The following is an 18,070-nucleotide window of genomic DNA, read 5'->3' as shown; positions in this document are numbered from 1 at the left end:
TTATTGGTAGCAAGTGGCTAGCATAACAGCGATTTTAGATGAACAGGCTAGCAAGAGAGCGGTCTATTTTACTGGGTGACACCAAGGTGCTGGCTGGTAGAATATAAACTTATTTATCAAGGTGCACGTAGCTTCACAGATAATGTGATGAGAATGAACGATTTTAGTAAGTACAAGTTTTTAGGAGCATGCGGTGATGCAAAGTAGTACCGAGCAACAAAACACCCCGAAGAAAACGGGTCTATTAGCGAATATTTTAATTAATGTTGCCATTCCAGCGATAATTTTAAGCCGATTTAGCGGTGAAGACGCCCTTGGCCCTGTTTGGGGCTTAATTGTAGCGCTCTCTTTTCCAATCGGTTTTGGTTTATGGGAGCTAAAACGCGCCGGCAAAGTAAACTTTTTCTCGGTACTGGGGGTGATCAGTGTAATGCTCACGGGGGGTATTGCCTTATTGCAACTGGATGCTAAATATATTGCGATTAAAGAAGCCGCTATCCCTGGTGCTATTGGCTTGGCCGTGTTAATAAGCCAATTTACTCGCTATCCGCTGGTGACAAAGTTTATTTTAAATGGCGACTTATTAGACAACGGTAAGCTCTATGCTGCGCTTGCTGAACGGGATAACCGCGCGCTATTTGAGCGAAAATTGGCGACAGCTGGTTATATGGTGGCCTCCTCGTTTTTTCTGTCTTCGGTGCTGAATTACCTATTAGCGAAACTGATCTTGGTGAGCCCACCAGGCACCACCGCTTTTAATGAAGAGCTGGGCAAAATGACTTGGCTGAGTTATCCGGTGATAGTGTTGCCGTGCATGGTGATTTTATTTTTTGCGATTTGGTTTATTTTTAGCAGTATTAGCAAGCTCACCGGCCGAGAGCTAGAAAGCTTTATGCAGCAAACGGAGTAATGGCTAGCACAGGATTTTAGGAAGATTGAGCACCGCAAAACCTTTTTGCGATGCTCGACGCTAACTAAATTGTACCGACTATCTTTGCTTATTCTTTAGCATCTTTAGTGGGTAATTGCGCCCTTAGCGCAGCAAGTTCAGCCTGTAACTGCTGCATTTGCGCGACCAAGTCTTGTTGTAGTTGCTGCTTAGCGTCAATCTCTTCTTTATGCTCTTCGTCATGCATACTCTGTACAGCATTGACAATAACGGCAATAAACAGGTTTAGCATGGTAAAGGTGGCAATCAGAATAAAAGGCACAAAAAACGCCCAAGCATAGGGGAATTGCTCCATCACTGGCCGTGAAATACCCATCGACCAACTTTCCAAGGTCATCACTTGGAATAAGGTATAAAGCGTAGCGCCTAAGCTACCAAACCACTCAGGGAAGGCCGCACCAAATAACTTGGTGGCCATTACTGCCGCTACGTAGTAAACCAAGCCCAGTACCATGGCAATAGACACCATACCATTTAGCGATTTCACTAAAGCGCCGACAATTTTTTTCATCGAGGGCACAAAGGTCAATACCCTTAGCACCCTTAATACTCGCAGTGCCCGTAATACCGAGAACGGTCCGCTAGCAGGAATTAGGGCAATCGCCACCACAATAAAATCAAACACACTCCACGCATCTTTAAAAAAGGCCAAGCGATGCGCAAATAAACGTAAGGCAATTTCCAGCACAAATACCGCTAAGATGATTCTATCAAGCAGAAATAGCGTTCCCCCTGCAGTAGCCATAATACTGGCAGAGGTTTCCATACCAAGCAGCACAGCATTAATCAAAATTAAGGTCAATAAGCTACGCTGCACCCAATTTTTTTCTAACCAACTCGCGACTTGTGATTGCAAGCTAGCTGATGCAAGCACGGTTACTTCATTCATGTCACGCACTCCCAAATTATGCTGGCGCTATTATAAAAAAGAAGAGGCAAATTGCAATTTGCCTCTTCTTATCCACGTAACCTAATTTTTTAAACGTTTTTATTAGGCACTATTTAGATTACATCACCTCGATGTTGCAAGATATGATCAATAATCTCTTGCTCCTGATTCGTGACATTTTCTAATACGATTTCTTGTGTGACATCAGAGTCTGGATCTGTTTTAACGCGAATAATCGTATTATTCCCATCAGTAACCACTTCCAGATAGTCGGTATAGTTAGTGTTGTCAATGGAGTCAGGTAATAAATCACCCAAGACTAACTTATCCCCTTCGATCAGGTTAAAGTCTTTCACGATATCGCGTGCGCGATCTGTGCTGGTGCCTTCATCACCTAATTGCCAAACAAAGGTATCAGCGCCAGTACCGCCAAAAAGGATATCATTTCCGGAACCACCAATGATAATATCGTTCCCGCCTTGGCCATAAATAATATCATCACCCGCACCGCCGTTAAGAACATCATTACCACCCCGTGTATCACCGGCAACGTTGAAGTCTTCATGGTTATCGCGGATATATTGATATAGATCAGCGTTGGTTGGATCCACACCATTATTTTGCAGTTTTAAGAATTCCTTTAAAGCATTGAGACCAGAACCATCCGGCAAGCTCTCCGGACGGCCGCCAGGGATCAGTGACCAATCTAAACCATCAGTATTAATAACATCACCGAAAATAATATCGTTACCGTCACCACCGCTGATTGTATCGTTACCAACGGCGATCAGTTCATTATTGATACTGCCGCCATTAAGCACAGCAGCTAAATCACTAGCATTATTAACGATATCAACTTCACCAGTAGGCGTTAATGTTAGATATCTAATGTTATCAACCCAAACAGTAGCAGCGCTGTTATTTGCACTGTTATCGTTAACAGTAAATACAAATCTGTAGGTGCCTTGCTGATAGTTATTTGAGGAAGTTATTGTACCTGATCCCCCCACTATGTTACCAAATTCTTCTATTACCCAAGAACCATTAACTAATTTTTCGATCTTCCACTCAACATTATCCTCACTGGCAAGCCTTGACTGATAATCGAATGACAATTTGAAGCTCTGATCTGCCGCTAAGTCAAATAGAGGACTGATAGCGGTAAAAGCAGAACTATTATTCGCCGTATCTATAATACCCATATCGTTGTATGTAGTATCACGCGAAAGTGTACCTGTGCCAGCAGTTGTCCAATTTGAAACATCACCCCAACCAGAATTGTCACTAAAGTCGGCGAGTATTGTTGGTGTTGCAAAATCAGTGACCCAAGTAATATCTCCAGTATTATCATAAAATCTCAAAATACTCTCTGAAACACCCGAGCCAATACCAATAGCATTGACTTTACTGATCGCAGATAAAGGTGCAAACCCATCAATAGTGCCAGCATGAGAATTGTTGATATTCTCTGTATTTTCAAACCCTGTACCACTTACAGTATTAGTAGCGCCATCGAAATAATAGGTAGGATTACCGTCTGTTAAGAAGAAGGTGACATTCTCAAAGTTATTGGCCTCGGTGAAATCATTAGCTTGCTGTTGATTAAACCAAGCAACGGCATTACGGAATCCAGCCTCAAAGTTAGTACCCTCGTCCGCTCCTAAACGATCAATGGCATCAAGTAACGACTGTAGGTTATTTGCATTCAAATTATTAAGTGTGATTTTATTGGTAGCTACTCTAGCGAAACCAATCAAAGCTACGTTAACCACACCGTCATGCTCGCTCAACTGCTCAGCAAGATTTTTTAACGCTTGAATAACTAGTTGTTGGCGCGTCAGATCAGGTTCACCTGACGAGTTCCTCATACTTCCCGACTCATCAACTATCAGAGCGATATTGTAATTTGTACCCGGTGTTACAGTTAACACACTGCCGCCAGCATCACCCAACAATACGTCATCACCACCGCCACCAATAATGGTGTCATCGCCATTATTGCTAGAAGAAATGCGCCCAATGTCAATGTTAAAGCTGTAGTCAATAGAAGTATCAATACCACCGTCAGCTGTACCGCCGCTATCTTGTACTTTGAATTTAAACGATGCCTCAGTGCTAGTATTATTTGCCGCGGTATAACTTAAACCACCCGCCTGAATATCACTAATAGCAATACTTTGATTTAACGTAACAGCATTACCATTTAACGTTAGAACCCCATCTGCAGGTAACTCAGTGATAATGACATTTACCAAGCTATGAACTTGACCTGTTGCAGCATCAATAGCGTCTGCAAAAGCAAAATCATTAACGTTAAAGATGTAAGTGGTATTATTTTCGGCAATAACCGCACTGCCGTCATTCGATGTTGGAGCATCATTAACAGGTGTAACAGTAATATTTAATGTGGACTCTACATTAGCAATACCATCTGTAACACTGTAGCTAACTTGTGGTACCTGACCATTCCAGTTCGCAATAGGTGTAAAGGTATAGCTGCCGTTCGCATTTAATTGCAAGGTACCTTTACCTGCGATAGTGGCAGTATCACCCGCTTGATATGTATTACCTTCAATAACAAAGGATGTTACCGACAAGTCGTCACCATCAAGATCTACCGCACCTGTCAATACATTACCCGTAGCAGTATTATCTTCCAGTACCGTTTGTGTTTTTGCTTCTAGCGTTGGGGCATCGTTACTACCCGCAATCCCAAAGCTTATGGTGCCACTGTCCATATCACCATCACGGTCTTGCAGGCTGTAAGTCACTGCCACCAACACCGTCTGATTGGCCGTCAACGCCTGTACCGCCGGCTTACTGTTATCCAGCACAAAGCTCCAGGCGCCTGTCGTCGCATTCAGACTCAGCGTACCGTAATCGTTTAGATCAACAGCCACATTATTTAGCGTCGCAACCGGCGTACCAAACACCAGCGGATTCGTACCTGCTGCACCGTCCGCCCCATAGCTACTATCATCGAACACATTGCCACCGACACTGTTCGTAGCCGCATCTTCCACTACGTTGCCCAATGCGTAATCCGCGGCCACGGGTACCGCATCAATAATATTCACGCCGACCGTCAACAGGAAGGTGTTGCCATTCGCATCACGCACTTGTAACACAACACTGTCTGCACCTTCCGCAAGATTGGCTCCCTCGCCATCCTCATGCTCAAAGGCCCGCGTTAACGTATAACGTAATGTGCCAGTGTCTTCATCAAAACTGACTGAACCAAAACTGCCTGGCGTTTCCACACCAACAAAGCTAAAGCCAGTCGGCAAGGTAATAACCGACACCTCACGCTCATCCTGATCGTTACCTAAGCCCGCTTCATTCACTTCAACCACCACACCTGATGGCGTATCCGCTGCAGTAATGCTGACCGTCAAGGTCTTCGTAACAACATCGCCATCCGCATCCGTTATCGCAAACTCAAAACGGTCAGTCTGACCAGTCGTGTTCGGGTTTGCTCGATAGCTATAACTGCCATCCACGTTCACCGTTAAGGTACCGATCGTACTCGTAATCTCGGTCGGTTGACCCACGGTAGGCACCATGAATTCGTCACCATTTACCGTTAAGCTACCCGCGCCGTCCGCACCAAAGTCATAGGCCAAGCTGCCCACCGCGCTGGCTTCGCTCGTGCCACCAGATACCACCGTCAGTGGCTCACCCACCGTCAGCGTCGGTACCGCATCAATAATATTCACGCCGACCGTCAACAGGAAGGTGTTGCCATTCGCATCACGCACTTGCAACACAACTCTGTCTGCACCTTCCGCAAGATTAGTACCCTCACCCTGCTCATGTTCAAACGCCTGCGTTAACGTATAACGTAATGTGCCTGTGTCCTCATCAAAACTGACCGAGCCAAAGTCACCTTGCGTGTCTACACCGACAAAACTAAAGCCAGTCGGCAAGGTAATAACCGACACCTCACGCTCATCCTGATCGTTACCTAAGCCCGCTTCATTCACTTCAACCACCACACCTGATGGCGTATCCGCTGCAGTAATGCTGACCGTCAAGGTCTTCGTAACAACATCGCCATCCGCATCCGTTATCGCAAACTCAAAACGGTCAGTCTGACCAGTCGTGTTCGGGTTTGCCCGATAGCTATAACTGCCATCCACGTTCACCGTTAAGGTACCGATCGTACTCGTAATCTCGGTCGGTTGATCCGCGGTTGGAAGTGTAAATGCCACACCGTTCACCGTCAGCGTACCCTGGCCGTCCGCACCAAAGTCATACGCCAAGCTGCCCGCCGCGCTGGCCTCGCTCGTGCCACCTGATACCACCGTCAGCGGCTCGCCCACCGTCAGCGTCGGTACCGCATCAATAATATTCACGCCGACCGTCAACAGGAAGGTGTTGCCATTCGCATCACGCACTTGCAACACAACTCTGTCTGCACCTTCCGCAAGATTAGTACCCTCACCCTGCTCATGTTCAAACGCCTGCGTTAACGTATAACGTAATGTGCCTGTGTCCTCATCAAAACTGACCGAGCCAAAGTCACCTTGCGTGTCTACACCGACAAAACTAAAGCCAGTCGGCAAGGTAATAACCGACACCTCACGCTCATCCTGATCGTTACCTAAGCCCGCTTCATTCACTTCAACCACCACACCTGATGGCGTATCCGCTGCAGTAATGCTGACCGTCAAGGTCTTCGTAACAACATCGCCATCCGCATCCGTTATCGCAAACTCAAAACGGTCAGTCTGACCAGTCGTGTTCGGGTTTGCCCGATAGCTATAACTGCCATCCACGTTCACCGTTAAGGTACCGATCGTACTCGTAATCTCGGTCGGTTGATCCGCGGTTGGAAGTGTAAATGCCACACCGTTCACCGTCAGCGTACCCTGGCCGTCCGCACCAAAGTCATACGCCAAGCTGCCCGCCGCGCTGGCCTCGCTCGTGCCACCTGATACCACCGTCAGCGGCTCGCCCACCGTCAGCGTCGGTACCGCATCAATAATATTCACGCCGACCGTCAACAGGAAGGTGTTGCCATTCGCATCACGCACTTGCAACACAACTCTGTCTGCACCTTCCGCAAGATTAGTACCCTCACCCTGCTCATGTTCAAACGCCTGCGTTAACGTATAACGTAATGTGCCTGTGTCCTCATCAAAACTGACCGAGCCAAAGTCACCTTGCGTGTCTACACCGACAAAACTAAAGCCAGTCGGCAAGGTAATAACCGACACCTCACGCTCATCCTGATCGTTACCCAAGCCCGCTTCATTCACCTCAACCACCACACCTGATGGCGTATCCGCTGCAGTAATGGTAACCGTCAAGGTCTTCGTAACAACATCGCCATCCGCATCCGTTATCGCAAACTCAAAACGGTCAGTCTGACCAGTCGTGTTCGGGTTTGCCCGATAGCTATAACTGCCATCCACGTTCACCGTTAAGGTACCGATCGTACTCGTAATCTCGGTCGGTTGATCCGCGGTTGGAAGTGTAAATGCCACACCGTTCACCGTCAGCGTACCCTGGCCGTCCGCACCAAAGTCATACGCCAAGCTGCCCACCGCGCTGGCTTCGCTCGTGCCACCAGATACCACCGTCAGTGGCTCACCCACCGTCAGCGTCGGCACGTCGTCAACCACATTCACCGCCACGTTCACTTCAAACGTGTTGTTGTTGGCATCTTTTAATAACAAGGTCACACGGTCCGCATTCAGCGCCGTGTTCGTCCCGTTGCCCTCCGCATGCGCAACGGCAGTCGATAAGGTATACACCAGCTGTCCGTTCACCAGCGCCACCGTACCAAACTGCCCTTGGCTGACAATGCTGTCATACGTAAAGCCTGTTGGTATCGTGATCACCGCGCTGTCGCTGACATCCTGCGCATCGCCCAGGCCGGCTTCATTCACCGTCACCACCAGCTCACCTGACGGGTCGTCTGGCTGCGTGATGCGCACGCTCAGCGTCTGTGTCACCTCGTCGCCATCGGCATCGCGGATCACAAACACAAAACTGTCTGACGTCCCCCCGCTGTTGGCATTCGCTTGATAACGGTAGCTGCCATCGGCATTCAGCGTTAACACCCCGTTGTTGCCGCTAATCACCGTCGGTTGACCCACGGTAGGCACCATGAATTCGTCACCATTTACCGTTAAGCTACCCGCGCCGTCCGCACCAAAGTCATAGGCCAAGCTGCCCGCCACACTGGCCTCGCTCGTGCCACCAGATACCACCGTCAGTGGCTCACCCACCGTCAGCGTCGGCACGTCGTCAACCACATTCACCGCCACGTTCACTTCAAACGTGTTGTTGTTGGCATCTTTTAATAACAAGGTCACACGGTCCGCATTCAGCGCCGTGTTCGTCCCGTTGCCCTCCGCATGCGCAACGGCAGTCGATAAGGTATACACCAGCTGTCCGTTCACCAACGCCACCGTACCAAACTGCCCTTGGCTGACAATGCTGTCATACGTAAAGCCTGTTGGTATCGTGATCACCGCGCTCTCGCTGTCATCCTGCGCATCGCCCAGGCCGGCTTCATTCACCGTCACCACCAGCTCACCTGACGGGTCGTCTGGCTGCGTGATGCGCACGCTCAGCGTCTGTGTCACCTCGTCGCCATCGGCATCGCGGATCACAAACACAAAACTGTCTGACGTCCCCCCGCTGTTGGCATTCGCTTGATAACGGTAGCTGCCATCGGCATTCAGCGTTAACACCCCGTTGTTGCCGCTAATCACCGTCGGTTGACCCACGGTAGGCACCATGAATTCGTCACCATTTACCGTTAAGCTACCCGCGCCGTCCGCACCAAAGTCATAGGCCAAGCTGCCCACCGCGCTGGCTTCGCTCGTGCCACCAGATACCACCGTCAGTGGCTCACCCACCGTCAGCGTCGGCACGTCGTCAACCACATTCACCGCCACGTTCACTTCAAACGTGTTGTTGTTGGCATCTTTTAATAACAAGGTCACACGGTCCGCATTCAGCGCCGTGTTCGTCCCGTTGCCCTCCGCATGCGCAACGGCAGTCGATAAGGTATACACCAGCTGTCCGTTCACCAACGCCACCGTACCAAACTGCCCTTGGCTGACAATGCTGTCATACGTAAAGCCTGTTGGTATCGTGATCACCGCGCTCTCGCTGTCATCCTGCGCATCGCCCAGGCCGGCTTCATTCACCGTCACCACCAGCTCACCTGACGGGTCGTCTGGCTGCGTGATGCGCACGCTCAGCGTCTGTGTCACCTCGTCGCCATCGGCATCGCGGATCACAAACACAAAACTGTCTGACGTCCCCCCGCTGTTGGCATTCGCTTGATAACGGTAACTGCCATCGGCATTCAGCGTTAACACCCCGTTGTTGCCGCTAATCACCGTCGGTTGACCCACGGTAGGCACCATGAATTCGTCACCATTTACCGTTAAGCTACCCGCGCCGTCCGCACCAAAGTCATAGGCCAAGCTGCCCACCGCGCTGGCTTCGCTCGTGCCACCAGATACCACCGTCAGTGGCTCACCCACCGTCAGCGTCGGCACGTCGTCAACCACATTCACCGCCACGTTCACTTCAAACGTGTTGTTGTTGGCATCTTTTAATAACAAGGTCACACGGTCCGCATTCAGCGCCGTGTTCGTCCCGTTGCCCTCCGCATGCGCAACGGCAGTCGATAAGGTATACACCAGCTGTCCGTTCACCAACGCCACCGTACCAAACTGCCCTTGGCTGACAATGCTGTCATACGTAAAGCCTGTTGGTATCGTGATCACCGCGCTCTCGCTGTCATCCTGCGCATCGCCCAGGCCGGCTTCATTCACCGTCACCACCAGCTCACCTGACGGGTCGTCTGGCTGCGTGATGCGCACGCTCAGCGTCTGTGTCACCTCGTCGCCATCGGCATCGCGGATCACAAACACAAAACTGTCTGACGTCCCCCCGCTGTTGGCATTCGCTTGATAACGGTAGCTGCCATCGGCATTCAGCGTTAACACCCCGTTGTTGCCGCTAATCACCGTCGGTTGACCCACCCACGGTAGGCACCATGAATTCGTCACCATTTACCGTTAAGCTACCCGCGCCGTCCGCACCAAAGTCATAGGCCAAGCTGCCCACCGCGCTGGCTTCGCTCGTGCCACCAGATACCACCGTCAGTGGCTCACCCACCGTCAGCGTCGGCACGTCGTCAACCACATTCACCGCCACGTTCACTTCAAACGTGTTGTTGTTGGCATCTTTTAATAACAAGGTCACACGGTCCGCATTCAGCGCCGTGTTCGTCCCGTTGCCCTCCGCATGCGCAACGGCAGTCGATAAGGTATACACCAGCTGTCCGTTCACCAACGCCACCGTACCAAACTGCCCTTGGCTGACAATGCTGTCATACGTAAAGCCTGTTGGTATCGTGATCACCGCGCTCTCGCTGTCATCCTGCGCATCGCCCAGGCCGGCTTCATTCACCGTCACCACCAGCTCACCTGACGGGTCGTCTGGCTGCGTGATGCGCACGCTCAGCGTCTGTGTCACCTCGTCGCCATCGGCATCGCGGATCACAAACACAAAACTGTCTGACGTCCCCCCGCTGTTGGCATTCGCTTGATAACGGTAACTGCCATCGGCATTCAGCGTTAACACCCCGTTGTTGCCGCTAATCACCGTCGGTTGACCCACGGTAGGCACCATGAATTCGTCACCATTTACCGTTAAGCTACCCGCGCCGTCCGCACCAAAGTCATAGGCCAAGCTGCCCACCGCGCTGGCTTCGCTCGTGCCACCAGATACCACCGTCAGTGGCTCACCCACCGTCAGCGTCGGCACGTCGTCAACCACATTCACCGCCACGTTCACTTCAAACGTGTTGTTGTTGGCATCTTTTAATAACAAGGTCACACGGTCCGCATTCAGCGCCGTGTTCGTCCCGTTGCCCTCCGCATGCGCAACGGCAGTCGATAAGGTATACACCAGCTGTCCGTTCACCAACGCCACCGTACCAAACTGCCCTTGGCTGACAATGCTGTCATACGTAAAGCCTGTTGGTATCGTGATCACCGCGCTCTCGCTGTCATCCTGCGCATCGCCCAGGCCGGCTTCATTCACCGTCACCACCAGCTCACCTGACGGGTCGTCTGGCTGCGTGATGCGCACGCTCAGCGTCTGTGTCACCTCGTCGCCATCGGCATCGCGGATCACAAACACAAAACTGTCTGACGTCCCCCGCTGTTGGCATTCGCTTGATAACGGTAGCTGCCATCGGCATTCAGCGTTAACACCCCGTTGTTGCCGCTAATCACCGTCGGTTGACCCACGGTAGGCACCATGAATTCGTCACCATTTACCGTTAAGCTACCCGCGCCGTCCGCACCAAAGTCATAGGCCAAGCTGCCCACCGCGCTGGCTTCGCTCGTGCCACCAGATACCACCGTCAGTGGCTCACCCACCGTCAGCGTCGGCACGTCGTCAACCACATTCACCGCCACGTTCACTTCAAACGTGTTGTTGTTGGCATCTTTTAATAACAAGGTCACACGGTCGCATTCAGCGCCGTGTTCGTCCCGTTGCCCTCCGCATGCGCAACGGCAGTCGATAAGGTATACACCAGCTGTCCGTTCACCAACGCCACCGTACCAAACTGCCCTTGGCTGACAATGCTGTCATACGTAAAGCCTGTTGGTATCGTGATCACCGCGCTCTCGCTGTCATCCTGCGCATCGCCCAGGCCGGCTTCATTCACCGTCACCACCAGCTCACCTGACGGGTCGTCTGGCTGCGTGATGCGCACGCTCAGCGTCTGTGTCACCTCGTCGCCATCGGCATCGCGGATCACAAACACAAAACTGTCTGACGTCCCCCCGCTGTTGGCATTCGCTTGATAACGGTAACTGCCATCGGCATTCAGCGTTAACACCCCGTTGTTGCCGCTAATCACCGTCGGTTGACCCACGGTAGGCACCATGAATTCGTCACCATTTACCGTTAAGCTACCCGCGCCGTCCGCACCAAAGTCATAGGCCAAGCTGCCCACCGCGCTGGCTTCGCTCGTGCCACCAGATACCACCGTCAGTGGCTCACCCACCGTCAGCGTCGGCACGTCGTCAACCACATTCACCGCCACGTTCACTTCAAACGTGTTGTTGTTGGCATCTTTTAATAACAAGGTCACACGGTCCGCATTCAGCGCCGTGTTCGTCCCGTTGCCCTCCGCATGCGCAACGGCAGTCGATAAGGTATACACCAGCTGTCCGTTCACCAACGCCACCGTACCAAACTGCCCTTGGCTGACAATGCTGTCATACGTAAAGCCTGTTGGTATCGTGATCACCGCGCTCTCGCTGTCATCCTGCGCATCGCCCAGGCCGGCTTCATTCACCGTCACCACCAGCTCACCTGACGGGTCGTCTGGCTGCGTGATGCGCACGCTCAGCGTCTGTGTCACCTCGTCGCCATCGGCATCGCGGATCACAAACACAAAACTGTCTGACGTCCCCCCGCTGTTGGCATTCGCTTGATAACGGTAACTGCCATCGGCATTCAGCGTTAACACCCCGTTGTTGCCGCTAATCACCGTCGGTTGACCCACGGTAGGCACCATGAATTCGTCACCATTTACCGTTAAGCTACCCGCGCCGTCCGCACCAAAGTCATAGGCCAAGCTGCCCACCGCGCTGGCTTCGCTCGTGCCACCAGATACCACCGTCAGTGGCTCACCCACCGTCAGCGTCGGCACGTCGTCAACCACATTCACCGCCACGTTCACTTCAAACGTGTTGTTGTTGGCATCTTTTAATAACAAGGTCACACGGTCCGCATTCAGCGCCGTGTTCGTCCCGTTGCCCTCCGCATGCGCAACGGCAGTCGATAAGGTATACACCAGCTGTCCGTTCACCAACGCCACCGTACCAAACTGCCCTTGGCTGACAATGCTGTCATACGTAAAGCCTGTTGGTATCGTGATCACCGCGCTCTCGCTGTCATCCTGCGCATCGCCCAGGCCGGCTTCATTCACCGTCACCACCAGCTCACCTGACGGGTCGTCTGGCTGCGTGATGCGCACGCTCAGCGTCTGTGTCACCTCGTCGCCATCGGCATCGCGGATCACAAACACAAAACTGTCTGACGTCCCCCCGCTGTTGGCATTCGCTTGATAACGGTAGCTGCCATCGGCATTCAGCGTTAACACCCCGTTGTTGCCGCTAATCACCGTCGGTTGACCCACGGTAGGCACCATGAATTCGTCACCATTTACCGTTAAGCTACCCGCGCCGTCCGCACCAAAGTCATAGGCCAAGCTGCCCACCGCGCTGGCTTCGCTCGTGCCACCAGATACCACCGTCAGTGGCTCACCCACCGTCAGCGTCGGCACGTCGTCAACCACATTCACCGCCACGTTCACTTCAAACGTGTTGTTGTTGGCATCTTTTAATAACAAGGTCACACGGTCCGCATTCAGCGCCGTGTTCGTCCCGTTGCCCTCCGCATGCGCAACGGCAGTCGATAAGGTATACACCAGCTGTCCGTTCACCAACGCCACCGTACCAAACTGCCCTTGGCTGACAATGCTGTCATACGTAAAGCCTGTTGGTATCGTGATCACCGCGCTCTCGCTGTCATCCTGCGCATCGCCCAGGCCGGCTTCATTCACCGTCACCACCAGCTCACCTGACGGGTCGTCTGGCTGCGTGATGCGCACGCTCAGCGTCTGTGTCACCTCGTCGCCATCGGCATCGCGGATCACAAACACAAAACTGTCTGACGTCCCCCCGCTGTTGGCATTCGCTTGATAACGGTAACTGCCATCGGCATTCAGCGTTAACACCCCGTTGTTGCCGCTAATCACCGTCGGTTGACCCACGGTAGGCACCATGAATTCGTCACCATTTACCGTTAAGCTACCCGCGCCGTCCGCACCAAAGTCATAGGCCAAGCTGCCCACCGCGCTGGCTTCGCTCGTGCCACCAGATACCACCGTCAGTGGCTCACCCACCGTCAGCGTCGGCACGTCGTCAACCACATTCACCGCCACGTTCACTTCAAACGTGTTGTTGTTGGCATCTTTTAATAACAAGGTCACACGGTCCGCATTCAGCGCCGTGTTCGTCCCGTTGCCCTCCGCATGCGCAACGGCAGTCGATAAGGTATACACCAGCTGTCCGTTCACCAACGCCACCGTACCAAACTGCCCTTGGCTGACAATGCTGTCATACGTAAAGCCTGTTGGTATCGTGATCACCGCGCTGTCGCTGACATCCTGCGCATCGCCCAGGCCGGCTTCATTCACCGTCACCACCAGCTCACCTGACGGGTCGTCTGGCTGCGTGATGCGCACGCTCAGCGTCTGTGTCACCTCGTCGCCATCGGCATCGCGGATCACAAACACAAAACTGTCTGACGTCCCCCCGCTGTTGGCATTCGCTTGATAACGGTAGCTGCCATCGGCATTCAGCGTTAACACCCCGTTGTTGCCGCTAATCACCGTCGGTTGACCCACGGTAGGCACCATGAATTCGTCACCATTTACCGTTAAGCTACCCGCGCCGTCCGCACCAAAGTCATAGGCCAAGCTGCCCGCCACACTGGCCTCGCTCGTGCCACCAGATACCACCGTCAGTGGCTCACCCACCGTCAGCGTCGGCACGTCGTCGGTTATAGTTAAACTACCATCTACAAAAACAAGGTTTTCAAACTGCCCACCTGTGTAATCATCCACAGTAACAACAAGCTCAACATTAGAGTCAGTTGCTGAACCAGGCTCACCATGCGTTGTTACAGGAATATCGAATGGTGTAGACTCGACGGCAGTGCCAGGAACATAATCAGGTGTAAACGTAATTGTTGCACCGTTACTTAAGGTGACAGTAAGAGTGGTTAGCGGTGCAGCACTTAATGTAGCTGTGATTACACCGGTGCTGCCTTCTAAATATTCAGCATTACCAAGAGTTAAAACGGTTTCATCTGAATCATCCATGATTCCAAAAGAAATTTGATCACTGGTATCGAGCGATTCATAATTTCCACCAGTTGTTTCAGCAATACCAACGATGATTCTCTCATCACCTTGCAAATAAATATCATCCTCACGACTATCAAATGAGACGCTTCCAGATGTTTCACCTACAGCAATAGTAATCTGCGCACCATTTGTTAGTGTAATGACTAACGGAGTGTCTTGAGGCGCATTATCTACATTGGCAGTAAGTGTAATTAAACCACCCTCCGTGACACCTTCAGGGCCGCTTAAGGTAATGATCGTGACATCGGCATCATCCACCACTTGCGTGCTGGTGCCTACGCTATTTAGCGCTTCAAAATTGCCGCCACTGGTGCCCACCACTGCAAAGTTCAGGCTTTGTGTACCTTGCACATAGGCATCATCAGCACGGCTCTCCACCGTCAGTTCACCGCTAGTGGCACCGACAGGAATAGTGATGCTCAGGCCATTGCCTAAATCGATCACTAACGGCGTGCCAGTGACGGCATTGCTGACCGTTGCTGTTACGGTGATAGGCTGACCTTCCACCACTTGCGCTGGTGCACTTAAGGTGATGGTCGTGACATCGGCGTCATCCACCACTTGCGTGCTGGTGCCTACGCTATTTAGCGCTTCAAAATTGCCGCCACTGGTGCCCACCACTGCAAAGTTCAGGCTTTGTGTACCTTGCACATAGGCATCATCGGCACGGCTCTCCACCGTCAGTTCACCGCTAGTGGCACCGACAGGGATTGTAATCGTCCGGCCATTGCCTAAATCGATCACTAACGATGTGCCGGTGACGGCATTGCTGACCGTTGCTGTTACGGTGATAGGCTGACCTTCTACCACTTGTGTTGGTGCACTTAAGGTAATGGTTGTGACATCAGCATCATCCACGATGGTACTGCTGGCTGTACTCGTGGTATCTAAGGCTTCAAAATTGCCACCACTGGTGCCCACCACTGCAAAGCTCACACTCTGTGCGCCTTGGGTATACACATCATCAGCACGGCTATCAACACTGGTCGTGCCGCTGGTCGCACCGACAGGGATCGTAATCGTATTGCCATTGCCTAAATCGATCACTAACGGTGAGCCGGTGACGGCATTGCTGACGGTTGCTGTTACGGTGATAGGCTGACCTTCTACCACTTGTGTTGGTGCACTTAAGGTAATGGTTGTGACATCAGCATCATCCACGATGGTGCTGCTGGCTGTACTCGTGGTATCTAAGGCTTCAAAATTGCCGCCACTGGTGCCCACGACCGCAAAGTCTAGGCTCTCTGTACCTTGTACATAGGCATCATCGGCACGGCTGTCTACCGTCACTTGACCGCTGGTGGCGCCAACAGGGATTGTAATCGTCCGACCATTGCCCAGATCGATCACTAACGGAGTGCCGGTGACGGCATTGCTGACCGTTGCAGTTACGGTAATAGGCTGGCCTTCCACGACTTGCGCTGGTGCACTTAAGGTGATGGTTGTGACATCGGCGTCATCCACCACCTGCGTGCTGGTACCTACACTATTTAGCGCTTCAAAATTGCCGCCACTGGTGCCCACCACTGCAAAGTTTAGGCTCTCTGTACCTTGGACATAGGCATCATCGGCACGGCTGTCTACCGTCACTTGACCGCTGGTGGCACCGACAGGAATAGTAATAGTATTGCCATTGCCCAGATCAATCACTAACGGTGAGCCAGTGACGGCATTGCTGACCGTTGCAGTTACGGTAATAGGCTGGCCTTCCACGACTTGCGCTGGTGCACTTAAAGTTATGGTTGTGACGTCGTTATCGTCGGTGACAGTTGTTGTCGCAGTACTTGAACTGTCAAGTGCTTCAAAATTCCCACCACTCACCGTGCTAATAGCAAAGGATAAAGGCTCATCCCCCTGAATAAGTAGATCATCTTCGCGGGTGCTTAGCTCCGCCGTACCCGACGTTGCACCAACAGGAATAATGATAGTATTGCCATTGTTTAAAGTAATGACTAAAGGTGAATCCGTGACTGGGTTACTCACCGTTGCCGTAACAGTTATGGTATTACCTTCAACAACGGTATTCGGACTTGTTAAAGTGATAACAGTGACATCATTATCGTCAGTTACGATCACCGTAACTGAAGACGAAGAATCTACCGTTGAGAAATTACCACCAGAAGTCGAATCGATATTAATGTTTACAATATCATCGTTTTGTACGTAAACATCATCTTCACGCACCGGAACAGCAACCTCTCCCGTGGAAGATCCCACTGGAATAGTAATGATTGAACCGTCATTAAGCTGGATAACGAAAGGGCCCCCAGTAACAGGGCTGCTTAAATTAGCCACTACAGTGTAAGTACCGCCTTCTGTTACTAAACTCTCAACTGACAGGGTAATAACCACTGGCTGAGGTGGAACAGCGTCGGCATCAGGTTCTACAATAGTATCGTCATCCCCGCTAAGCGGGGCATAATTATAAGAAACAGGTGTAATAGTTTCCGAGATACGGATCAGTCGAACGATCGAGCTACCTTCTCCGTCAGGGCCGGCATCTTCGCCTGCACCGGCTGCGGTCTCACCTAACTCATCAAGAAGATCGCCTTCACCGTCAATAATGTCCAAAATATCATCTGCAGCAATCTCATCCACTTGACGCTCATCAGGTGCAGGTTCTTGGCTAGCCAAAATATCTGGCGTTAATTGAAGGACTTGGTTAGCTGGAATGTTTAAAATATCTTGACCATCTACGAGCAAGGTCGCCTCACCACCTTCTGGCGTGATGATTTTTTCTCCTGCGCTAAGTTGTTCTCCGACAACCGCAATTCGAGTACTCCCATCTTCTGCCTGGATAACAACGTCATTTGTTACTGTTGTCACTGTCGCAATCACTGTGCTCATAGTTATTCCTTAATTAACACTATTGGTCTATTTGAGCACCATACGACAAATTAAGAGTTGTGAATACCGTACTGAAGTACAGGTCGTTTTTTCACCACCTAGTGCGAACGTTGCAACATTAGACAACCCTGATTTTGGAGTGTTAAGAAAACACTCATTGCAAAAATGACTTTTTTAGGTTATTTTTGCACCACAAGTCGCTAATTTTGTTAAAAATAGTACTTAGGTATTATTTTTAACATCGAAAATTTAACACCCGACTTAATAAAAGCATTTTAGTAACCACGGTTTTGCAAGGGTTAGCGACACAAAAATAGTTGCTTACCATAATTTTAATGTTTTTGCAATAGTGAAAAATTAAAATGTTTTAGCAGTAAGGCTAACGCCGATGTTTTTG

The 18,070-nt window shown here is 51.3% G+C and carries 6 protein-coding genes; 1 reads left to right on the top strand and 5 read right to left on the bottom strand.

Annotated features, from left to right (window positions below):
• Window positions 1-196 precede the first annotated feature (196 nt).
• Window positions 197-910, top strand: coding sequence for a VC0807 family protein (locus ACO1PK_RS07420; RefSeq protein ID WP_423188177.1), 714 nt, complete (start codon window positions 197-199; stop codon window positions 908-910).
• An 88-nt stretch (window positions 911-998) separates the two neighbouring features.
• On the opposite strand, the gene ACO1PK_RS07415 is transcribed toward ACO1PK_RS07420, so the two are convergent.
• The 5 genes from ACO1PK_RS07415 to ACO1PK_RS07395 form a co-directional block, all read right to left on the bottom strand.
• The gene (locus ACO1PK_RS07415; RefSeq protein ID WP_423188031.1) at window positions 999-1,838 is read right to left on the bottom strand and encodes an ion transporter; all 840 of its coding nucleotides are present in this window, start codon (window positions 1,836-1,838) and stop codon (window positions 999-1,001) included.
• A gap of 113 nt (window positions 1,839-1,951) precedes the next feature.
• Window positions 1,952-9,850 carry an Ig-like domain-containing protein gene (locus ACO1PK_RS07410; protein ID WP_423188030.1) on the bottom strand — a complete coding sequence of 2,633 codons (7,899 nt, stop codon included), beginning with the start codon at window positions 9,848-9,850 and terminating at the stop codon, window positions 1,952-1,954.
• Window positions 9,828-11,015, bottom strand: coding sequence for a VCBS domain-containing protein (locus tag ACO1PK_RS07405; RefSeq protein ID WP_423188029.1), 1,188 nt, complete (start codon window positions 11,013-11,015; stop codon window positions 9,828-9,830). The genes ACO1PK_RS07410 and ACO1PK_RS07405 overlap by 23 nt, the downstream gene beginning before the upstream one ends.
• Window positions 11,006-11,344, bottom strand: a complete 339-nt coding sequence (locus ACO1PK_RS07400; RefSeq protein ID WP_423188028.1) for a VCBS domain-containing protein — start codon at window positions 11,342-11,344, stop codon at window positions 11,006-11,008. The genes ACO1PK_RS07405 and ACO1PK_RS07400 overlap by 10 nt, the downstream gene beginning before the upstream one ends.
• Entirely contained in the window at window positions 11,341-17,673 is a 6,333-nt protein-coding gene (locus ACO1PK_RS07395) for a retention module-containing protein (RefSeq protein ID WP_423188027.1), read from the bottom strand. The genes ACO1PK_RS07400 and ACO1PK_RS07395 overlap by 4 nt, the downstream gene beginning before the upstream one ends.
• Window positions 17,674-18,070 lie beyond the last annotated feature (397 nt).

It is taken from the genome of Alishewanella sp. d11 (genome assembly GCF_049390205.1).
In the GTDB taxonomy this organism is placed as follows: Bacteria; Pseudomonadota; Gammaproteobacteria; order Enterobacterales; family Alteromonadaceae; genus Alishewanella.
This window is presented reverse-complemented; position numbering and strand designations above follow the sequence as displayed.